The 22,645-nt window shown below is 44.1% G+C and carries 18 protein-coding genes; 14 read left to right on the forward strand and 4 right to left on the reverse strand.

What is annotated here, in order from left to right; translation table 11 throughout:
• Positions 1–5 precede the first annotated feature (5 nt).
• The 4 genes from ACMFL8_RS02055 to ACMFL8_RS02070 all read left to right on the forward strand — a co-directional run bounded on the left by ACMFL8_RS02055 (position 6) and on the right by ACMFL8_RS02070 (position 5,141).
• Positions 6–2,123: an acetyl/propionyl/methylcrotonyl-CoA carboxylase subunit alpha gene (locus ACMFL8_RS02055; RefSeq protein WP_413189960.1), complete on the forward strand. Its 2,118-nt coding sequence runs from the start codon at positions 6–8 to the stop codon at positions 2,121–2,123.
• 192 nt (positions 2,124–2,315) lie between these two features.
• A complete protein-coding gene (locus ACMFL8_RS02060; protein WP_413189961.1) occupies positions 2,316–3,236 on the forward strand; it encodes a hydroxymethylglutaryl-CoA lyase in 921 nt (306 codons plus the stop codon).
• 42 nt (positions 3,237–3,278) lie between these two features.
• Positions 3,279–4,466: an isovaleryl-CoA dehydrogenase gene (locus ACMFL8_RS02065; protein ID WP_413189962.1), complete on the forward strand. Its 1,188-nt coding sequence runs from the start codon at positions 3,279–3,281 to the stop codon at positions 4,464–4,466.
• Between the two features lie 138 nt (positions 4,467–4,604).
• The gene (locus tag ACMFL8_RS02070; protein ID WP_413189963.1) at positions 4,605–5,141 is read left to right on the forward strand and encodes an energy transducer TonB; all 537 of its coding nucleotides are present in this window, start codon (positions 4,605–4,607) and stop codon (positions 5,139–5,141) included.
• A gap of 88 nt (positions 5,142–5,229) precedes the next feature.
• Here ACMFL8_RS02070 and ACMFL8_RS02075 read toward each other — a convergent pair whose 3' ends face one another.
• Both ACMFL8_RS02075 and ACMFL8_RS02080 read right to left on the reverse strand, forming a co-directional pair.
• Positions 5,230–5,952, reverse strand: a complete 723-nt coding sequence (locus ACMFL8_RS02075) for a pantothenate kinase (RefSeq protein WP_352310228.1) — start codon at positions 5,950–5,952, stop codon at positions 5,230–5,232.
• 83 nt (positions 5,953–6,035) lie between these two features.
• The gene (locus tag ACMFL8_RS02080) at positions 6,036–7,031 is read right to left on the reverse strand and encodes a biotin--[acetyl-CoA-carboxylase] ligase (RefSeq protein WP_413189964.1); all 996 of its coding nucleotides are present in this window, start codon (positions 7,029–7,031) and stop codon (positions 6,036–6,038) included.
• A gap of 195 nt (positions 7,032–7,226) precedes the next feature.
• Between ACMFL8_RS02080 and ACMFL8_RS02085 the strand changes: the two genes are divergently transcribed.
• From ACMFL8_RS02085 to ACMFL8_RS02130, 10 genes are all read left to right on the forward strand, one after another.
• Positions 7,227–8,030: a sulfite exporter TauE/SafE family protein gene (locus ACMFL8_RS02085; RefSeq protein WP_189584070.1), complete on the forward strand. Its 804-nt coding sequence runs from the start codon at positions 7,227–7,229 to the stop codon at positions 8,028–8,030.
• A gap of 47 nt (positions 8,031–8,077) precedes the next feature.
• Positions 8,078–9,016 (forward strand): STM4504/CBY_0614 family protein, encoded by a 939-nt coding sequence (locus ACMFL8_RS02090; RefSeq protein ID WP_194620809.1) that lies wholly within the window; start codon positions 8,078–8,080, stop codon positions 9,014–9,016.
• A 343-nt stretch (positions 9,017–9,359) separates the two neighbouring features.
• Positions 9,360–10,301 carry a hypothetical protein gene (locus tag ACMFL8_RS02095; RefSeq protein WP_194620810.1) on the forward strand — a complete coding sequence of 314 codons (942 nt, stop codon included), beginning with the start codon at positions 9,360–9,362 and terminating at the stop codon, positions 10,299–10,301.
• 66 nt (positions 10,302–10,367) lie between these two features.
• A complete protein-coding gene (locus ACMFL8_RS02100; RefSeq protein WP_413189965.1) occupies positions 10,368–14,369 on the forward strand; it encodes an AAA family ATPase in 4,002 nt (1,333 codons plus the stop codon).
• A 215-nt stretch (positions 14,370–14,584) separates the two neighbouring features.
• Positions 14,585–15,601, forward strand: a complete 1,017-nt coding sequence (locus ACMFL8_RS02105; protein WP_010201808.1) for a cell division protein ZipA C-terminal FtsZ-binding domain-containing protein — start codon at positions 14,585–14,587, stop codon at positions 15,599–15,601.
• A 409-nt stretch (positions 15,602–16,010) separates the two neighbouring features.
• Positions 16,011–18,089 (forward strand): NAD-dependent DNA ligase LigA, encoded by a 2,079-nt coding sequence (gene ligA, locus ACMFL8_RS02110; RefSeq protein ID WP_413189966.1) that lies wholly within the window; start codon positions 16,011–16,013, stop codon positions 18,087–18,089.
• A 224-nt stretch (positions 18,090–18,313) separates the two neighbouring features.
• Positions 18,314–18,442, forward strand: coding sequence for a hypothetical protein (locus ACMFL8_RS02115; protein WP_413189967.1), 129 nt, complete (start codon positions 18,314–18,316; stop codon positions 18,440–18,442).
• Positions 18,443–18,457: 15 nt separating this feature from the next.
• Positions 18,458–19,207: a hypothetical protein gene (locus ACMFL8_RS02120; protein ID WP_413189968.1), complete on the forward strand. Its 750-nt coding sequence runs from the start codon at positions 18,458–18,460 to the stop codon at positions 19,205–19,207.
• 23 nt (positions 19,208–19,230) lie between these two features.
• Entirely contained in the window at positions 19,231–19,953 is a 723-nt protein-coding gene (locus ACMFL8_RS02125; RefSeq protein ID WP_413189969.1) for a Hint domain-containing protein, read from the forward strand.
• Between the two features lie 23 nt (positions 19,954–19,976).
• On the forward strand, positions 19,977–20,978 hold the full coding sequence (locus tag ACMFL8_RS02130; RefSeq protein ID WP_413189970.1) for a hypothetical protein: 1,002 nt from the start codon (positions 19,977–19,979) through the stop codon (positions 20,976–20,978).
• A 132-nt stretch (positions 20,979–21,110) separates the two neighbouring features.
• On the opposite strand, the gene ACMFL8_RS02135 is transcribed toward ACMFL8_RS02130, so the two are convergent.
• Positions 21,111–21,689 carry a hypothetical protein gene (locus tag ACMFL8_RS02135; protein WP_413189971.1) on the reverse strand — a complete coding sequence of 193 codons (579 nt, stop codon included), beginning with the start codon at positions 21,687–21,689 and terminating at the stop codon, positions 21,111–21,113.
• Positions 21,690–21,891: 202 nt separating this feature from the next.
• Positions 21,892–22,302, reverse strand: coding sequence for a hypothetical protein (locus tag ACMFL8_RS02140; RefSeq protein WP_413189972.1), 411 nt, complete (start codon positions 22,300–22,302; stop codon positions 21,892–21,894).
• Positions 22,303–22,645 lie beyond the last annotated feature (343 nt).

Consider the following 22,645-nt stretch of genomic DNA (forward strand, 5'->3'; position numbering starts at 1 on the left):
TAGTTATGTTTTCTAAAATTCTAATTGCCAACCGTGGTGAAATTGCCTGCCGAGTAGCCGCGACTGCCAAGCGTCTGGGTGTCAGCACCGTTGCCGTTTACTCTGATGCGGATCGTGAAGCTAAGCATGTTGCTGTCTGTGATGAGGCTATTTATTTGGGTGGCTCAGCTCCTAAAGACAGCTATCTAAAAGGTGATGCGATTATCGCAATAGCGCTTGAGACTGGCGCACAAGCGATTCATCCGGGTTATGGGTTTTTAAGCGAAAACGCTGACTTTGCGCAAGCTTGTCAGGATGCAGGATTGGTCTTTATCGGTCCATCGGCTGATGCTATCCGAGCTATGGGCGGTAAGTCTGAGTCCAAGCGGTTGATGGAAACAGCTGGCGTGCCATTGATACCCGGCTATCATGGTGACAATCAAGATGCAGAATTTTTGCAGCAGCAAGCAGATAGTATTGGCTATCCAGTATTAATCAAAGCCAGTGCAGGTGGCGGCGGTAAAGGTATGCGTATCGTTGAAAAAAGCAGCGATTTTATTGACTTGCTAGACTCATGTCGCCGTGAAGCCATTACCAGCTTTGGTGATGATAAAGTGCTAGTTGAGAAATACGCGCTGAAACCACGTCATATCGAAATCCAAGTATTTGGTGATACGCATGGCAACTATGTACATTTGTTTGAGCGTGATTGTTCCGTACAGCGCCGTCACCAAAAAGTATTAGAAGAAGCGCCTGCACCGGGTGTTGATATTACGATGCGTGAAGCGATGGGAACAGCTGCCATCGAAGCAGCTCGTGCGGTCGATTATGTTGGCGCAGGCACGGTCGAGTTCATCGTTGAGCAGCGTGAAGATTCTATGAATTTTTATTTCATGGAAATGAATACGCGGTTACAGGTTGAGCATCCAGTCAGTGAAGCGATTACGGGTGTCGATTTGGTTGAGTGGCAGCTTTTGGTGGCGGCAGGTCAGCCATTGCCAAAAACCCAAGCCGACCTCACTATCAACGGTCATGCAATTGAGGCACGCATCTGTGCCGAAAACCCTGACAATAGCTTCTTGCCAGCGACAGGTACGTTGTTTACGTATCAAAAACCTGAACACAGCACCTTTATGATTGATAAAGAGGGTACTGGCGTGCGTATCGATGATGGCGTGCGCGAAGGTGATGTAATTAGCCCGTTTTATGACTCTATGATTGCCAAATTGATTGTTCATGCACCGACGCGAGAGCAAGCATTAGCCAAGCTCGATCGAGCACTTGCCCAAACACGTATCGTAGGTTTGCCGAATAACGCGGCATTTTTGCGCTATATTTTAAATACGGAATCTTTTAGCAAAGCCAATCTCGATACTGCTCTGATTGAGCACGAGCGTGATGCGATTTTTAATCAGCAGCCTTTAGCTTTATCCACGCTAGTTGTGACCGCCATTACTCGTCAGCTTGCGAGCGAGATGGCGATGCAAGAGTCAGATATCGATCCATTTAGCAAACCTACTGGCTTCCGTGCTTATAACGATTACACCCGTTCATTTAGCTTAGTTTATGATGAGAGTACTTATACGGCCCGCATGAGCAACTGGCACAATGCAAGTTGTTCTGATAGTAAAAAGGGCAGCGATAATCTCGGCAGCTTTACGCTTGTTATCGAAAAAGAGATCGCGAATACACAGGATAATAGCAATATTAACGTAGCTGCTCAGACCGAAACAGTTTATGAAGGTCAAGTGAGCTATGTTAGCAGTGACGAAAATAATCATACGTTATGGTTGGATGGTGCACGTACTAGTGCGCAAAGCTGGGTGCATAATGAGACCGTTTATGTGTTCACAGACAGTGGCCGTGACGAGATTACGCTTGTCGATATTATGGCGCACGTAGGCGAAGAGTCCGCAGCAGTTGGTAGTTTAAAATCGCCGATGCCAGGACAAGTAGTGGCCTTTAAAGTAGCGGTTGGCGATACTGTGAAAAAAGGTGAGCCATTAGCAGTCATAGAAGCCATGAAGATTGAGCACACCATTACTGCGCCGACGGATGGTATGGTGGCAGAATTGCTATTTGCAGCAGGTGATTTGGTCGCTGATGGTGACGAGTTATTACGCATTGACACTGAAAGCAAGTAGCTGACAGAAGAGTAATATAGTCAGTGCAATATAAAAGAAGTACGTTCAAAATAGCTTTCTGCTGGTATACATTTTCCTCGCTCGCTGTGCACTTCGCGCTCCAGAGGCTTCGCAAAATCTATACCAGCAACACGGTATTATTTTTAAATTGAATCGACTATAGAAAGGCGAGCATTAAAAAGGATGATAAGCATGAAAAATGCATACCCAAAACACGTCAGAATCGTTGATGTCAGTCCGCGTGATGGACTGCAAAACGAATCCATGACAGTGCCGACCGCTATCAAGCAGGCGCTCATTAATGATTTAATCGCGGCGGGTGTCAAAAAGCTAGAAGCAACCAGTTTTGTTTCGCCAAAGTGGGTGCCACAAATGGGTGATAACAGAGCGTTGCTTGACGCGCTAGCGCCTGCGCGGCAGACAGACGTTTGTTACTCGGTACTGGTACCCAATATGCGCGGCTTTGAAAATGCTATCTTGCATCGTCCTGATGAGATCGTCATCTTTGGCTCAGCCAGCGAAACCTTTAGTCAAAAAAACATCAATTGTAGTATCGATGAGAGTATTGAGCGTTTTGCACCAGTAGCTGCGGCAGCAAAAGCACAAGGCATCAAAGTACGAGGCGTGATCTCTTGTACGGTTGGTTGTCCCTATGAAGGCGAGATTGAACCTAGCCAAGTAGCGTATGTCACCAAGCGATTGATTGAGATAGGTTCAGAGCAGATTGGCATTGCCGATACGATCGGTGTGGGTACACCGCTCAAAGTACAACGAGCGTTGCAAGCTGCACTTGAGTATGCTGATATCTCTATGTTATCTGGGCATTTTCATGATACTTATGGTCAAGCATTGAGCAATACGCTAGTCGCACTACAAATGGGTGTCAGTGAGTTTGATACCTCTGTCGCTGGCTTGGGCGGTTGTCCGTATGCTAAAGGCGCAACGGGCAATGTCGCGACCGAAGATGTGGTGTATATGTTGCATGGTATGGGTATCAGCACGGGTATCGATCTGGATAAATTGGTCGTGGCAGGTGAACGTATCAGTGAATTTTTAAAGCGTCCAAATGGCTCAAACGTGGCGCGTGCCTTAATCAATAAACGTCAGTCTTAAAAATTATCGCAAAAATTAAATACTAAAACACAAGGAATAGTTATGAGTTTACCTGGATTGAATTTTCAGCTTGGCGAAGATATTGATGCATTACGCGATATGGTGCAGCAGTTTGCAACCAATGAAATCGCCCCACGTGCAAGCGAAATCGACAGTAGCGATGAGTTCCCGATGGATCTGTGGCAAAAGATGGGTGACATCGGTCTACATGGCATTACCGTTCCTGAAGAATACGGCGGATCAAACATGGGCTACGTCGCACATATGGTCGCGATGGAAGAGATTAGCCGTGCTTCGGCATCGGTAGCGCTTAGCTATGGCGCACACTCAAACCTATGTATCAACCAAATTAAACGTAATGGCAGTGAAGCACAAAAACAAAAGTACTTACCAAAGCTGGTCAGCGGTGAATTCATCGGTGCATTGGCAATGAGTGAGACCGGTGCTGGCTCAGACGTTGTCAGCATGAAGCTCAGAGCTGAAGAAAAAGACGGCAACTATGTGTTGAACGGCACAAAAATGTGGATCACCAATGGTCCTGATGCGGATGTGATGGTGGTCTATGCGAAGACCAATCCAGAGCTAGGTGGCAAAGGCATGACCGCTTTTATCGTTGAAAAAGGCATGGAAGGTTTTGGCACAGCGCAAAAGCTCGATAAGCTCGGCATGCGTGGTAGCCATACTGGCGAAATGACCTTTAACAATGTGACCGTGCCGAGCGAAAATATCTTAGGCGGTCTCAATGAAGGTGTTAAGGTATTGATGAGTGGCCTAGATTATGAGCGTGCCGTATTGGCTGCAGGTCCTATCGGCATCATGCAAGCAGTGATGGACAATGTCGTGCCTTATATCCATGATCGTAAGCAGTTCGGTCAAGCCATCGGTGAGTTCCAGCTTATCCAAGGCAAAGTTGCGGACATGTATACGATATTGCAAGCAGGTCGTAGCTTCTTGTACACCGTGGGTAAAAACCTCGACATGTTGGACGCGCGTGGTGCTGGTCATAGTCGAGAAGTGCGTAAAGACTGTGCCAGTGTGATTTTATGGTGTGCCGAAAAAGCTACTTGGATGGCAGGTGAAGGTATTCAAATATTTGGCGGCAATGGCTATACCAATGAGTATCCACTTGGTCGCTACTGGCGCGATGCTAAGCTGTATGAGATCGGCGCAGGAACCAGTGAAATCCGTCGTATGCTAATCGGTCGTGAGCTGTTTAACGAGACAAAATAAAGCGCGACTAAATAAAATGTAACCACGATTTAAAAGTTAACTTTTATCGAATAATTTTATTTTAAAATCTAAAAATGTGCTACGTTATATGTCTCATAGCGTGGCACTTTTTAATGACTGAAATAAAAGAATTTTACAATGACCCATACATCACATACCAAGCTAGCCTTTAATAACATAGCTTACAACAAGACAGCTTCTCATTTTCTAACCAACATAAAACCTATCAGTACTTACAGTCTGTTAGTCGCTTTGTTTGCATTTTTTACGATAACAGTGAGTATAACGCCTGCACAAGCAGAGCTGGTTGACTTGTTTAATCCTGAACCTGTTATTCAGCTCTCTACTCGAGATGCTAGCTGGCTGAAACCGCCGATATTCGATCGTGCTATTCGTCATAACCCCATAGATAGATATTTAATTCATTGTTCCTATGATGAAAATGGGGCTGCTATCAAGCCTTGTGATAGAACGGATTTAAAAATAGTTTTGTCATTACGCGTTGATAAGCAAGGCAGTATTGAAAATATAAAAGTGATTGAGAGTAGTGGTGTAGAAAGGATCGATAAAATGGCTATTAGAGAACTGTACAAAGCTCGATTTAAGCCTTTCTTGAAAAAAGGAAAGGCAGTAATGGGAAATGTTGATGTACCGATTGTATTTACAGCACGATAACCGTCGTATTTAAACCAAAAAAAGCAGTACGCTTCAGACGTACTGCTTTTTCTATTCTAACTTTATAAAATACGACAACGCACGTCAATTATTTACTATGATCAAAATATCGTGCCAGACCATTTAACAATAAATCATCACGAAGACGTACAGGACGATTAACATGCTGAGAAATAATAGCTGCATCACCACCCGTCATGATAACTTCAAAGTTGGGATGACGATGGCTAATCTCATTAATCGCACCGACGATTGATAATAGGATGCCGCGATGTACCGCATCTTGTGTGGTTACACCTTGGCCGACACTGTCGAAAGTCCCATTAGAGATGGTGATTTGCTTGGTACCAGAAAACAACGACTCACGTTGCAGGTAGATACTCGGGAAAATATAACCACCCAAATGCTCAGCATGATCGATCAAATCAATGGTCACTGCTGTACCGCAACCAATCACACATTGACGCTTTTTCTTATCCACCGCGCCGAGCATTTGTAGCCAACGATCACAGCCGAGCTGCTCATCATTATATTGACTCTTCATGAGTGTGTGAGCTGCATCGACATGGACGAATTCAAACGGAATGTTAAGACGGCTTAAGGTCTCTGATACCTTAGCATTCAGCTCGTCACCTAGTACGGACGAGATACCGATAAAGTCAGGAGCAAAACGCTCAAAGCGATCCGTCAGACCCATCAGCAATTCGGCTGGTGCCTGCAAATGTTGTTTGGCATCATGTGTGACTATCTGACCGATATCATCGGTGAGCCAGTATTTCAGGCGGGTATTTCCAAGATCAAGCCAGAGCATAAAATTCCCTTTATATACAGTGAAGCAATTATCAACATCCTATCCTGATAGCTACTGCACTTTAGTGCTCGTTGATTAAACGATTAAGTCGTTTGAATAACGTCAATGCGTCCGGTGAAAAGTGCAGAAATCTTACCGTTATCTTGGCGCAATTGCAAACATCCATGTGTATCGATACCACAAGCGTAACCCGTGAGTATATTGGTTTGACCGTTATGCTCTTGGGTCACACGTAATCGCAGCTCGCTCAGTGCATCCATCGAGTCAAACTGTTTTAAAAAGCTGTCCAGATAATAACTATGTCCCGTTGGCTTTTCTATACTTAGGTGCTCGAAGCGCGTCATAGCAGCCATTAATGCTTTACTCATTTGCTGATAAAGCACACGTAAGCTCGGTAGACTGGCAGCCTGCGCTTTTGGCTGTAGCGTCTCAGCAATATCTTGTAAGCTAATGGCCTGATAACTCATGCCTTCAGAGGTTTGGGCAGTTAGCTTTGGTGTGGCTTGGACATTGAGGCCGACACCTATGACCACGCCAACCAGTTTGCCTGCTTGCGATACGGGTTCAATCAGAATTCCAGCAAGTTTATTAAACGGCAGCGTCTGATGATTTAATTCCGTATGATGCACATCAGCGTTATCTAAGGCAGATTGGCTTTGAGATTGATTTTGACTTTGATAAACCCCCAAATCATTTGCCCACTTCACGCCGATTGGCGTCAGTCCTTGCATTTGTAATTGCTCGTTTAGCACTTGGATGACGGGCATTTTTGCCAGCTCTACACCGATGATTAGTGACAGTAAGCCGCTAACAGGTATGTGAACAGGATGATAGAGCGATAGGTAGACATTGCCACGCGGTGATTGCCATGAGCGCCCGTGTTGTCCGCGACCAGCGCTTTGGGTTTCAGCCGTTAGCAGGTGCATTTCGGTCGCATTCAATATGCCATTCTGTACATCCGCTATTAGCTCGCTATTGGTAGAGGCGCTACTGGTAAGATGGCGATGATTCAGCTCAGGTAAATGCTCAAGTGTTAATGACTCAGACACAGAGTGAGATGATTGATTAAGTATCGGCATAAGTTTATTCTACTTGAGTAATGTCGCTGGGATAATCTTTGATATACTGGACGGTTTTCGCGAACAGACAGCATAAAGATTGGGGTGTGATTTGGCAAATGCAATTAAGAAGATGTCACTAAGTGCATAAACAGGCAAATCAGTAAGATAAAAATACCGTTCAAAATACAAGCAAGATAAAAGGCTAATTCGATGATGCTATATGTGTGGTTTGTGATTGCAGGGGCGTTTGCTGGCGTGAGTGCTGGATTGTTTGGCGTTGGCGGCGGCATGATTATCGTACCAGCATTGGTATGGATTTTTACCGCATATGATTTTTCGCCAGAAGTGGTGACTCATTTGGCCATTGGTACGTCACTGGCGACCATCGTTGTGACCTCGATTAGCTCACTCACTGCTCATAATAAGCGCGGCGGTGTACGCTGGGAAGTATGGAAAAAAATGGCACTGGGTTTGGTCGTCGGTAGTCTGGTGGGCGCGGGTGTTGCGGACATGATTGACGGCAAGGTACTACAAGCCATTATCGGTATCGGCGCGCTTTTAGTTGCGATAAAGATGCTATTTTTCTCTAATAAAGAGCAGTTGGGCAAGCCACTGCCATCTGCTGGCGTCCAGTTTGGTGCTGGTACAGGTATTGGTATGGCATCGTCTATCTTTGGTATTGGCGGTGGTAGTTTGACCGTACCGTTTTTAAACTGGGCGGGACTCCCGATGAAACAATCGGTCGGTACGTCAGCGGCGTGCGGTCTACCAATCGCATTGGCTGGCGCGGCAGGGTTTGCATGGTTCGGTCAAGACGTGGTCAATCTGCCTGAGGGTACGATAGGATTTGTGCATATCACGGGATTTTTATGTATTTCAGTGGCTAGCTTTGCGATGGCAAAAGTCGGTGCCAAGCTCGCCCATGTACTGCCTGCCCTTATGCTTAAACGAGCGTTTGGCGTGTTGTTAGTGTTTGCTGGTGGACAGTTATTATTAAGTGGGATTGGGGTGATTTAGTCTTGGTTTGGTAAAGTAGTTATTAATAAATAAATTGAGGATTTAATATGGCTATTGTTGATCTATTCCATATAAGACAAAAGAGGATTAGAGGTGAATACCCTGACGTTTACCAATACGAAGAACTATCAGACACATTAAAGGTTCAAATAGTTCATATGTGGAAAGAAACAATGGGCGAAGATCATTCAGGGGGAGAGTGGCATACTAGTAGTGACAATCGAAGATATCTTGAGGCATGCTACAATATTTTGTGTAAAGAGCTAGGTGTGTTTGAGTTGAACAAAGATGATACCTATTTAGGCAGTACTGTTAGTTATCTACAAAATATATCAAAATACTTCTTAACTGAGAAAAATATTGAGAAAGCATTAAGTGTCGTAGAGTTAATGGTAAGGTTTACTAAGATTTTTGCTGACCAATATCCTCATGGAATAAACATTAGCGATATTATAGAAGAGCTAAATCAAAGATTCCGGGAACATGGCGTAGGTTACCAATATGATAACGGTCAAATTATTAGAATTGATTCCGAATTTATTCATGCTGAAGCAGTTAAGCCAGCTTTACAGCTATTAAGTAACCCAATGTATAAAGGCGCACAAGAAGAATTCTTAAAAGCTCACGAACATTATCGTTATGGTCGTTACGATTCAGCACTGACAGATTGTCTCAAAGCTTTTGAAAGCACTATGAAAATTATATTAGATAAACATGGTTGGGAGTATGATAAAAATCGAGATACTGCGAGCAAACTTATAAACTGCTGTATACGTAACGAGTTAATACCAAAATTTTGGACTGATCATTTTACTTCGTTGAATAATATGTTGACTTCTAGCATACCCACACCTAGAAATAAGTTGAGCGGTCATGGTAAAGGTAATAAAACTGTAGAGGTTCCTGAGCCCCTCTTGCAGTATGTACTACATATGACAGCATCTACGATTGTGTTTTTAGTCAAAGCAGAAGAGTCATTAGACTAAATTATATAAAGAGTGACAATAATGTCACTCTAACTTTCCTATTTTTTAAACCCACAAACCCTAAAAAACCACCCCAACTTCAGGTAGAATAGCCGCCTGTTTTTACTACGTTTATTGATTCTTTATGCGCCCAAAACCCCTAAAGCTGACAGGCTTTAAATATCTTAGATAAACTTGACATATTGTATAGTCGATTCAATTTAAAAGTAGTACAAGTCAACCGAGTGTAGACGTATATGTGATACTTCAAGCGAGGTTAACGCTGTCATACTTTATAGTGAAATGACTATAGCAATGACAAACCTTTATAAAGCTAGTATGTAAACCATGAGACATCATTAGTATGAAAGCTGCAGAAAAATACCGCCGTATTTTCGGCTCAATGAGTCATCTAAAAGACCAGATATCATGGACGGCTGGCCTATCTAATATGATAGAGTTTTTGGCGTGGGAGCCGCAGCGTATTTTAGGCATTACTAAAAAGCAATATGTACGCCAAATCATTGAGTGGGCAACCCATCCTGAGCTTGCAGGCAAAAATATAGAAGAGATTGAGCAATCAATCATCAAAAAACTCAATACAAAAATGAGTGAATCTGAGCAGCTAGAGACCTATTCAACGCAAACGTCAGGCATCTGTGATGCAAGAGAAGCCGTGCGCCGCGTCACGTTTTTTTCTGAAGATTATCTGAATAAAGAATTCGATATTTTTTTGAGTTTATGTAGTGATATCTACTTAGATTTATTTTATCAGCAATTTATATCCTTTGAGCCAAATAGATCATGGTCGACACACGGCAACAGCGGTATGTTTGAAAACAGTACAGAGCTAAAAGCGATGTATATGGATAACTTAGCCTATAACCATCAAGCGAACGTGCTGGTAGCAAATGAGTTAAAGCTCGCTGGTCGGAAAAACCCAGACCAAATCCTAAAGTACTGCCTAATGTACGAGCATTTATTAGAAAAAGGCTTCATTGAGCAGGGTACAAAGTTTCTACTATTATTTATCGGTGGTGACGCGCTAAAGCAAAACAAGCAAACGCTCGTAGACCGAGAGCTGGCGTTATGTCATAAAAGACCGAGGAAGTATCAGCATCTACTAAGAACAGAGCTGTTGGAAATAGTCGAGCATTTAGAAGTGGCCAGTATCTCTTGGTCCGCTCTTATTGAGTTTAACAATCGCTATTTAGCAGAAAATGACACCTGCCAAGTAGAACAAAAACTGCTGCAGGGGTTTCACCAGAGCCTTGAATCAAAATCGTTTATGCAGTTAGCTGTTTAACCCTAAAAACCCACCACAATTTCAGGTAGAATAGCCGCCTGTTTTTGCTAAGTTTACTGACTCTTCATGCGTTTAAAATCTCTAAAGCTGGCAGGCTTCAAATCCTTTGCCAATCCAACGACTTTTACCTTTCGCCATGGTATCACTGCTATTGTCGGGCCGAACGGCTGTGGCAAATCCAACGTGATTGATGCCATTCGCTGGGTACTGGGTGAGACCTCTGCCAAGCAGTTGCGTGGCGGCGCGATGAGCGATGTCATCTTTGCTGGTACGCAAGATAAAGCTGCCAAAAGTGTCGCCAGTGTCGAGCTGACGTTTGAGCATACGCAAGATGAGCATACCGGCATTCGTCATGAGTTTAACCTGTACCAAGAGCTGTCTGTTCGCCGTCAGGTAAATAAGGATGGCCGCTCAGATTACTTTATCAATGGCACACGTTGTCGTCGCCGTGATGTGGTCGATGTGTTTTTGGGCACAGGGCTTGGTGCGCGTAGTTATGCGGTGATTGAACAAGGCATGATTGGGCGTATTGTCGAATCTAGTCCCATGCAGCTGCGTGAGTTCATTGAAGAGGCCGCAGGGGTGTCTCGCTATCAAGCGCGCCGTGAAGAAACGCAAAAGAAGCTAGAAAAAACACAAGAAAACCTAGCACGTCTGCATGACATGCAAAGCGAGCTGGTCAGCCAACAAAAGCGCTTGTCGAAGCAAGCCGCCAGTGCGCAGCGTTATGAAGAATTGGCCTTAACACTTGCTGATATCAAGCAGCAACTGGCCATTCAGCAGTTGTATCAAGCCAAGCATACGCAGCAGCAGCAGAAAATCGCCCATGAGCGTAGCACCGCTGAAGTCGCTACATTACAAGCCGACTATGAGACGCTAAAAGCGCAACAAGATAAGCTCGCCACGCACATTAACCAAGAGCAATGGCTCAAGGACGATGCTCAAAGCGCTCATTATCAGCAGCAGCTTGGCTATCAACAAGCTGAGCACGCACTGAGCGATGCCAAGTCACAATTGACTGTGATTGAGCAGCAACTTGCCAACTTAGATCAGCAGCGCGCGCAAGCAGTGGGTGAGATTGATCGATTGAAAGCCGAGCAAGCCGAGCAGCAGAATATATTAGAGTCGTTACGCCCACAGCTCAGTGAGTTGATGGGTAAACGTGACACGCATAAGCGTAATGAGCAACCGTTACAACGCGCATGGCATGACGCGCAAAACCAGTTATCACGCTTGCAAGATAATGCGCGCATGCTTGAGCAGCAGCAAGCCATCAATAGCCAAGCGCAAAAACGCCATCAACAGAACCATGACAAATGGCAGCGCCGCCAACAAAACTGGCAAAATCTATGGCAGCAATTACAACAATCGCTATCAGCATCTAGCAATAATGATGGTTTTGATAAGGAATCTGATAAGCGCTCTGATGAACAAGCGCCAACGGATGCACAAAACCTACAGCAGACGTTAGAGACGCAAGTTGCAGAGCTAAACAAACAATTGCAGCAGATAGAGCGCCAACAAGACAGCGTCGATGAGCGTCTGTCGGAACTACAACCGCAAGCACATGGTTTACAGCAGCGCTTGAATACGCAGCAACGTGAGTTGAGTGAGCATGAGAAGCGTCACGCGGTATTGGCCAGTGAATATGATACCCTGCATCAGATATTGCATCCAAAACCTACACCGCAAAATCAACAGCAAGCCTCTGTCTCTACAGCAGGCCATCTAGACGATGGCTTGGAAAGTAATGTCGTCAATCGCTATAACGAATTGGCCATTACTACCTTACGTGAGCAGATTGAGCTGAGTGAAAAAGGGCAGCAGCACGCGGTATTACTCGATAGTGTCTTAGCGTTATGGCTAGATAGTCATGTGCTGTTCTCTGACCAATCTAATCAACAAAACGTTGATGATGTGAGCAGTGATATTGAGAAAGCGCACAGCTTATGGCACATGCTTGAGCATGATCTAACGGATATTGTTACTTATCAAACAGCGCAAAATGAGCAGGCTAATACAGAAGGAAAATCTTCAATAGAGAGTGGTCATAGCTTGTGGCTAGCTGCCAAAAATGAGGCAGCTACAAAGCCATTTTTCAGTAATCTGCCAGACCACTTTGCTGATCAAGTCTTGCCGTTATCACAACTGATTAAGCAGCCTGCATTGGCGCTTTGGCAGCAGTGCTACTTGTATATTGCGCAATCAGAAGCGACCAGTCAGCAGACTCTTGAAGACTTTGCTAGTATCTTAAAAGCATTGCCATCGTCAGCTATTTTGTTGACCGCAGACGGTTGGCTCATCAGTCGTCAGGGTACGATTAATCTGAGTAAGTTTACAGGTGCACAAGGTGGACGAGATGACAGCAACAGTCAGTTTTTAACACAGCGATTGCAGCAGCGCAGCCGTTTGCAAGCATTAGAAGATTTGCTAGATGAGTTTGAAACCAAAATTCAAGAGACACAAAAGACCATTGCAAAGAATCAATGCGACTATGATGCGTTAACGGTCAATCTAGAAGAAACCCGTGCACAAGCGGATCAGCTCACCCGTGATAAACATAAATATCAGCAGCAGCTAACGACTCAGCGTGCCAATGCTGAGCGTCTGCAAGCAGATAGCCAGCGTCTCATGGCGGATAAATCTGCTCTTGAGCAAGAGCAGTTAGAGTTAGATCAAGAGGGACAAACGCTCACTCATGAACAGCAAGATATTCAAAGCCAGATAGTAGCGTTAACACCGCAAATATCTGATGCCCGTGTGACCAGTCAGCAGTTACAGGCTGAGCGCAGTGAGCTAAATCGCACACGCCAAGCCGATGATGATGCATGGCAAGCATTGCAGCTGCGTATCCAGCAGAGCGAGATGCGCTTAGAGCATAGTGTCAGTAGCCTTGCACGGGCAAATGCGCAATACGACCAATCGCTACAGAGCGAGCAGCAGCTAAAAGCCAGTCATCAGAAGCAGCAGGATAAGCTAACAGACTTACAAGCAGCATTACAGACGGCGCAGACAGCACGAGATAAGCAGCAAGTGCTATTGACCGAGCGTGATACGGCATTGGCTGCGCTAAAGCAAGACTATGCTCAGCAGCAGACGGCGCTGGATAGCGTGCAAAAGATGCTACAAGTTCAGCAGGGTAAGCTTGCGAATCATGCTACTGAGTTGGCACTAAGCATGGCACGTTTGGATGATGCGAGCACTCATACCCATGACGCTTTAGAGGCGTACTATAAAGTGAGCCATAAATATAAATCGGAGTCGCATTCAACACAGCACCCGCAGCATCAGCAACAAGTGATGAGCGTCTCAAACCTGCTCGCCGATTTTATTGCGCATGATCGTCGTGTGCGTCCAGATAAAATCGCAGAGTTGGAGGCTGAACGTGCCACGCTTGAGCAGCAGCTAGGCAAAATTGGCCCAGTCAATCTCGCTGCAGTGGCAGAGTTGGCTGAGGTCAATGAACGTCTGGAGCCATTGGCGCAGCAGACAGCAGATATTGCGGCCAGTATGCAGACGTTGACAGCAGCGATTGAGTCTATTGATGAGACGACTAAGACCCTGTTTATGCAGACGCTAGATGCGGTCAATACTGAGCTTGCCAATTTATTTGCCAAAGTCTTCGGTGGTGGTCAAGCCAGTTTGACATTGAACACAGACGATATGCCAGCCAATCTCCCTGCTGACAAGCATAAGTCAGAGCAGTGGCGGGCAGGGCTTACCTTAATGGCACAGCCAAAGGGCAAGCGTAATAGTCGCCTAGCTGTACTGTCGGGTGGTGAAAAAACCCTCACTGCGCTGAGCTTGATTTTTGCGATATTTAAGCAGCATCCCGCACCGTTCTGTGTGCTCGATGAAGTCGATGCACCACTTGATGATGCCAACGTCGAACGCTTTACCAGTTTGATTCATGAGCTGGCAGATGATTTACAGTTTATTTTTATCAGTCATAACAAGCTGACAATGCAGATTGCTGATGAGTTAAAAGGCATTACTATGCCAAGCGCAGGTATTTCTACATTAGTCAGCGTCTCGCTAGATGAGGCCGCGCGTTATGTAGAGAGCTAAGACTCAAAAATCTGATACTAAAAGTGCTATGAGAATCAGCGAGATGCAAATATAATCAATCAATTGGCATAAATGCAAATAAGCCTTACCTCATTCAAGCTTACTGGTTATAAAGTACACAATGTGGTGACGACATAGGTCAGCCATGCTAGAATATTGCCATTTATGCTCGTTTGTGTATTCCCTTTTGTTATATATACTAGGATGTATTTATCATGACCGTTATTCAGTTTATATTGATTGCCATTGCCGCGTTTATCGTGCTCGCAGGGCTGTTTATGGTCATTCGTAGCTTTAAGCGCCGCGCTGCTACCGAAGCTGCTGCGGTCAATTATGACAAAAATGGTATTCCCATCATACCGCGTCACGAGCGTAATATCGTCGATCAGCCAGACCTTGATGATACGGTCGCTGGCGAGACGAGCATCGGTCCAGATCGTAGCTACTTGGATGCCGTCGTTGAAGAAGAGCCTTTGACGCAAACGCATACTAACGTTGACGCCCAGCTAACAGCCGAGCATAGCAGTACCGTAACTGACGACCATGACGTCATCGATGAAGCTGACTATGCGCGCTGGCAAGATGAGCAACGCCGTGCCGATAGTGCTGAATTTGTAGAAGCTGCTGATCAGATGCATATCGAACAAGAGCCTGATGCGTTTTCAAGCCTTATGTCGGCAACGGATAATCTGATGCCATCGATTGACACGGCAGAAGAGCCTAGCTTCGATGACAACAGCCCGATACTTGATCAGCATCTATCAGAGTCAGGCGACGACGCGCAAAACGGTCCATTGATCAATGCCAAAGACAACATCAATATCACCATCTTGCCGCACCAATATCGTGACCGTCCAACGGCGACTATCCGTGGCCGTGATTTATTGGCGCTGATTGACAAATATGGTCTGCGCTATGGCGCGATGAATATGTTCCATCGCTACGAGCAAAAAGACGGCACCGGTATGCTGTGGTTTAGCATGATGGGTATCACTGATAGCGGTATCGCACCATTTGATCCGCATAGCGTGGCGACCAATACCTATACTGGTGTGGTGGTATTTTTATCGTTGCCACACCCACAAGCATTGCGCAGCTTCGATAGTATGATGAGCATTGCTTATATGATGGCCAGTGATTTGGATGCCATTATGCTGGATGAAGAGAACGAACCAATCACCTCTGAATACAAGCAGCAACTACGCAACCAAGTCCGCGATTATGAAGGTTAGAAGCTTGAAGATTAAGAGCTTGAAGGCTAAAGGTTACGGAAAGTAAGAGCTGGTTAATGTTAGAAGTCATATAAAAGGCAAATAGCGATTGACGTTATTTGCCTTTTTTAATGTGCTTTCATTTCTGCAAAATTCTAGAGTCGGTTCAAGATATAGTTGATTCCAAATATTTTCGATACAAGGAAGCCGAGTGCAAGCTATACATTAGTATGGTTAGTGAGGATGACGATGTAGCGGATTTATATGGATTTGACTATAATTTAGATACAAGGAAGGTGAGTGAAAGTACTACACCTAGTAGACTGAGCGAGCCTGACACAGTATCTGATTTATATGGGATTGACTATACCGAGTCTCTCACAAACTTGTTATTATATCGACATCTTGAATTGCAAAAAAGACGCCGACTATGACTGACCCTATCTTACCGACCGCTGCTCAAGCTGAAACCAATAAAAATGCGGCTCATGATACTGGCGATACTATCGTCATCCAAATGCGCACGTTTATCGATGCTCTTAAGCAGCACAATTATGCCTATTATGTGCTCGACAATCCCATCTTAGAAGACAGCGAATACGATCAGTTGCGTCGTTCCTTGGTCACGTTAGAAGAGTCGCATCCTGAGTTGGTACAGCCTGATAGTCCGATTAATCAAGTCGGTGACATGCCGCTATCTGCCTTTACCCAAGTCACTCATGACATCCCCATGCTGTCACTGGGCAACGTCTTTGACTATGACGAATTACATACCTTTATGCGCCGTGTCAATGACCGTCTAAATGACGCGCAAAAAAATCCTGAGTATGAAATGGAGCTAAAGCTTGATGGATTGGCCGTGTCGCTAAAATATGAGCATGGCAAATTTGTACAAGCTGTCACGCGTGGTGATGGGCAAACGGGCGAAGATATTACCCAAAATACCAAGACCATTCGCAACTTGCCACTTTGGCTTGCGGATGCTGCTGATATTGAGCTGCTAGAAGTGCGCGGTGAAGTACTGATGCCAAAGGCAGGGTTTGAGCGTCTCAATCGTTTAGCAGAAGAGAGCGAAAATAAAACCTTTGCCAATCCACGTAATGCTGCTGCGGGTAGTCTGCGTCAGCTCGATCCTAGTGTGGCAGCCAGTCGCCCACTGGCATTCTATGCTTACTCCATCAATCAGGGATTGCCTGAAACCATCGAAACCCAATCAGCAGGCTTGGCGTGGCTAAAAACCATTGGCTTTACCGTCAGTGCCGTAGAAGTAGTCGCAAATCCACGCGCGGCACAGACGTATTATGAGTCAGTGATTGAAGCTCGTGCCGATTTGCCGTTTGAAATCGATGGCATGGTGATTAAGGTAAATAACCTATCATTGCAGCAGCAGCTTGGTTTTTTATCGCGTGAGCCGCGCTGGGCCACCGCTTATAAATTCCCTGCCGAAACGGTGATGACACGTCTAAACGATATCGAATGGCAAGTCGGACGCACCGGCGCGATTACCCCAGTGGGTAAGCTCGAACCCGTCAAAGTCGGCGGCGTCACGGTTAGTAATGTCACCTTACATAACTTTGGTGAGATTCAGCGCTTAGACGTGCGTGCAGGCGATATGGTCAGCGTCCATCGGGCAGGGGATGTCATTCCTAAAGTCACCCGCGTTTGGCATGACCAGCGCTCAGCAGACTCAAAGCCAGTGACGCTGCCGTCTACCTGTCCTGTCTGCGACTCTCCTGTCGTCCTGCCAAAAGATGAAGCATTGGCACGTTGTACGGGCGGTCTATTTTGTCCCGCGCAGCAGCAAGAAGCGTTGATTCACTTTGTCTCGCGTCGTGCGATGGATATCGATGGGCTTGGCGCGAGTTGGCTCATTAGCTTCTTTGAGCATGGATTGGTCAAGACGGTGGCAGACATTTATCAATTGCACAATCATACAGACGAGCTCGTCACGCTAGAAAAATTGGGCGAAAAATCCGTACAAAACATCATTAGCGCTATCGAAGCCAGCAAGCACACAACACTGGCTCGCTTTATTTATGCACTTGGTATTCGCGGTGTGGGTGAGGGCACAGCGCAAAACTTTGCACAGCAATTTGGTGACCTCGATAGCCTGATGGCAGCTAGTATCGAAACCCTGATTAAAACCCCTGACGTCGGCACCATCACTGCCGAACTGGCTTACGAGTTTTTCCGTGCGCCACACAATATCGAAGTGATCAATTCGCTGCTTGAAGCAGGTGTGCATTGGGATAAGATCGAGCAAAAAGCTGCTGGAGACTTACCACTTGATGGGCAGACGTGGGTCATTACGGGTGCGCTTGAAAAAATGGCACGTGATGAAGCCAAAGCCAAACTGCAAGCACTGGGTGCAAAAGTATCAGGCAGCATCTCGGCAAAAACCACCGCGCTACTGGCAGGGGATAAGGCTGGCTCTAAGCTGACCAAAGCAGAAAAGCTAGGCGTCAAAATTGTGGGTGAGGAAGAGTTCTTGGTGTTGGTTAGGGAGTAGGGCAAGTCCTTGTCATTAAAAGAGGAAAAAGACAGAAACGGAAAAGCATGGCCTCAGTATTTCGCGCTTTTAAAGCCAAGAAATACACAGATCATAGACCATTTTTCTTTATGATTTACACGGCGCTTGTCCCTTGAGAAATAGCAAAACATTGTATCAGCCGAAATATGAGCGATAGGGAGCGCCTTGCTTACCATTAAACCATCTTATTTCAAAAGCGTGATTTGATAACTAGTACCTTTACTGATTATGTCTATAACCTTGAGGTTGCAGATACCCATAATTATTTTGTAGGAAAAAAAGGCGTTTGGGTACATAACACTAATTGCGATGTAAAAACGCATCAAAAATAAAAAAAAGGAAAAATAATGAACAACAAAGGATTTGTCGCGGGAACGCTCGTTCATACGGATAAAGGGTTAGTACCAATTCAGGATATTAAAGTTGGTGATATGGTACTTTCACGTCCTGAATGGGGTGACAAGAATGCGCCAACTGAATACAAACGCGTGATTAGATCATTTTGTTCAGGTAAAAGTGCAATATATAGAGTTGTTTACATAGATAATGACGAAGAATATATAGATGGAGAGAAAATTAAAGCTAAGGCAATATTTGTTTCTAAGAGTCATCATGTTTGGATCGAGAAAAGAGAAGAGTGGATAACAGTTAGGGACTTAAAAGATTACGAAACAGTATTATCTTCATTTGACTCAAGTAAAGATTATACTGTTGTATCTGTTTATCCAATATTTGAAATAGAAGTATCTAGTACATACTTGGCTAATATAGCTATCTCATTACCTTTAAACAAATTTGGACACTGCACACAAAGTGATATTAGACCTGATATTGATGCAATAATATTTTCTACTTCAAATGAGTTGCAATGTCATAAAATAGAAGAGTGGGGCGACCTTTATGATATAAATTATGGAAAAAACTCAATTCCTGAAGAAACTATCAAAGAGTTCGATACTTTAGATGTCAATACAAGTAATAATTTTTTTAATACTAAAGTATATAATATTGAACTAAAAGATTTTCATACCTACTTCATTGGTCACGCAGGACTATGGGTACATAACACCAACGTGGTCAACCAGTCCCATAAATAATAAAAACAGTAAAAGGAAAGCTAATGACCAATTCAGGGTTTGTCGCAGGGACTCGTATAACGACAGACAAAGGGATTGTACCGATTGAGCAAATTAAGGTAGGAGATAGAGTCTTATCCAAACCAGAATCTGGAGATGGTGAGCTAGTATTCAAACCTGTGATTCGTACTATGACTCATGAGGATAAGGAATTGTGGCAATTAACTTATGTGGAAATAAAATGTAATACTGACCTTAGTAGACTGACCTTAAGTAAATTAAAGCAGATGGCCAGAAAGGATAAATTTACCACAATTAAAGCTACACCAAACCATCCATTTTGGGTGGAAGGAATAGGTTGGACACGTCTTGACCACCTTGAGTATGGACAAATCATTCATTCCAAAAAGAATGGATCATTATGTGTGATATTTGAAGTATCTCCAGTTTTTTCAACTAGTGTAGATAGTGTGGCCGCACAGTCTTCAATTCGAAATATCCTAGATGCTGATAAGAAAGGCCAAGGAATTGATGATGTTGATTATTATAATTTTCCTAGATATGGTGACGATGGCTATGTAAAAGAATTTTTAGGTGGAGAAGATGCGCCCAGTCCATTGATTGTTGAAGGCTGTGAGCCTATTGAAGTCTTACAGGAGGTTTACACCACATCCGTTTATAACTTAGAGGTAGAAGACTTTCATACTTACTACGTCTGGGATTTATGGGTACATAACACCAACGTGGTCAACCAGTCCTATAAATAATAAAAACAGTAAAAGGAAAGCTAATGACCAATTCGGGGTTTGTCGCAGGTACATTGGTACATACGGATAAAGGGTTAGTACCGATTCAAGATATTAAAGTTGGCGACTTAATTTTATCAAAGCCTGTACTCTCTAAACCTGAAAGTGGCATTGGTGACATAGAATATAAGCCTGTCATAAGTACGTTTACATCCCCGAAAAAGGAAAGAATCTTTAAAGTTGAATACTTTAACGAAACGGTAGCCAAGCAAGGTGAAAAAGGTAGAAACTATATCTTATGTACCAGTAACCACCCATTTTGGGTAACTCGCCAGCCTGACGATACGGAAGGTGAATGGCTATCGGCGGAGCGTTTACCAGCTGGATATCTAACGTCTGCTCATGGTGATACGATTGCACTTGATGACTATTCGTTTATCCCTGTACGCACCTTACCGAACTTCCCTGAAGGTACAGCGTATACTCAAAGTATTGAGGAACATGACTTATGGGAGACAAACGGTCTGGTTCAGTTTGTGAGATTTACGGATGATGGCTACGAGTTTGTTAGTTTAGCCAATACAGAAGAAGCGTTCAAAGAAGAAATTAAAACACTTAATTGGAAAACCTCTGATGCCAAGTTGCTGATCAATCAAAAAGCACCGTTCTTAGTTGACCCAGAGCTATATAAGGCTTTGAACATTCGTCTATTACAGGATAATGTTTCTTATACTCATTCAGTAGAAAGTTATATTGAATATGTAAACGCGCCTTTGATGTTTAATGGCAAGGTAATAAGAGAAAATAAGATTTCCGACGAATTCATATATAAGAATAATGTACGTGGAATTAAAAAATATGGTAATGCAAAAGGTTTAACAGAGGAAAGTATCCATGAGCAAATGGAGAATTACTATGACGCTTGCCCTAACTCTTATGAGGATCATGTCTATAATATAGAAGTCGCGAATCATCATACTTATTTTGTCGGGCATGATGCGGTGTGGGTACACAATACCAATTGTACGAAAACAACACAAGAATGAGCATTATTAAAACGATCAATAGACCTCTTAACGTCATTGTTCGATATGGAAGCCTTTTAATATTTCAGTCAAGATAGATTAAGACTATAAGATCTCTTAAAATGACGATTGTATTTTACTAGCTAAGTAATCTTACTCCGCCACCTCACCATGCGCCTTCGCTTCACTTTTCTTACCATCAGGTTTAATCTCAATCGGTAATACCAACCCTTTAGCAAAGTCATCAGACAGCACATAATCGTAGCTGCTGGCAGCGACATCGGGCGTGGTATGAATGATAAGCGTCATCTCATTGCCATCGGTTACCTCGTGTGAGACATAGGTCTCACTCAGCTGATCCAAGGCTTTCGATACTGCCTCATTACTTGCCATACTTATTGTGAGGTTGTGTTGAGCGGTGGCAGCATCCACTTTGAAGTAATCCGCATAATCACGGACGTTTTGACTATCGAGCGCAAACGGATACTGATAATTGGTGGGGTCAGCAGGCTTTTCACCACTGTCTACCAATGACCAGTCTATCGTACCGACTGCTGATTCGCCTTTTGGCGTCGATAAGTTTGCTTCTGTTGCTGCTGCCTCAGGGGTTTGGTCGGTCGCATCAACAGAATCGGCAGCGTTATTGCAGCCTGTCAGCGCCCATATACTTGCAATTGCCATCATACTTATCAGACGCTTAGCCATCGAGTTATCCTCTTTATTATTGGTCATGATTAATATGCCCTAGTTTGACAGCTTTCTGTATGGTTCTCTAGCGAAATGCAGCAAACGAGCGCTTGTTGTAAAAATATTGAATATGAAAATATCGAAGTAACCGGCATATTCTTAAAAAATGCGCACAAAAAAAACAGCCACCATAGGATGACTGTTTTTTTGTTTACTACTTGTGATAGCTTTTGCTTGTGGCTACTGATTATATTTGGCAGTTTACTTGGTATTCTTTACCATTTGCCCATTTGATGGCAAAAATACCTTTGTCGCCTTTCATGTGCCATGCATAGACAGCTTCTGGGTTTGATTCATTGACGTAACTTGCTACATCGCCTTTTACCTCACCATTTAATATGATTGGTTGATCTGCCCAATTTGCTTTAGGCAATGTCGCGTTTAGCATCACTTGTTTTTTATTAATAGACTGCTTTGCCATGATTTTGCTGTCATCAGTACAAGTATAAGGCGCTGGTGCCATACGATCATAAGCGGCTGTCACTTTTTCTGGAACAGGTGTATCAGTGGCATCTGGGGTAGTCGGTGCGGTAGTGGCGCAAGCACTCAGTAGGGCAAGGGCTGGTAGGGCGGTTACAATTTGAGTTATCGTTTTCATCGTTTTCTCCAAAGTATTAACTTGATTCATTTAACTGTTCTTAATAATGCGTTAAGCATATGGCGCCATAGTAGCGAAAATATAGTCAGAGCGATGTTAGAAATTGTTTGTTACCTATTAGCTTTCTTACTTAACCGATGACTAATGTAATTTCTAATTTAAGGGGGACGTTATTCGGATAATAATTCATTTAGGGGACGCCCCATAGTCAAAATACCCCAAAAACAATACGATGCTGCTGATATTAATTTTTTGTAGCCTTTGTCTGCACAGGCACAGGCACAGCAAGCAAGCAAGCAAAATTGATATCACCAGTGCGTCATGTGTCGATATTACTTTTCAC

It is taken from the genome of Psychrobacter sp. AT9 (genome assembly GCF_047272965.1).
Lineage (GTDB): Bacteria > Pseudomonadota > Gammaproteobacteria > Pseudomonadales > Moraxellaceae > Psychrobacter > Psychrobacter glaciei.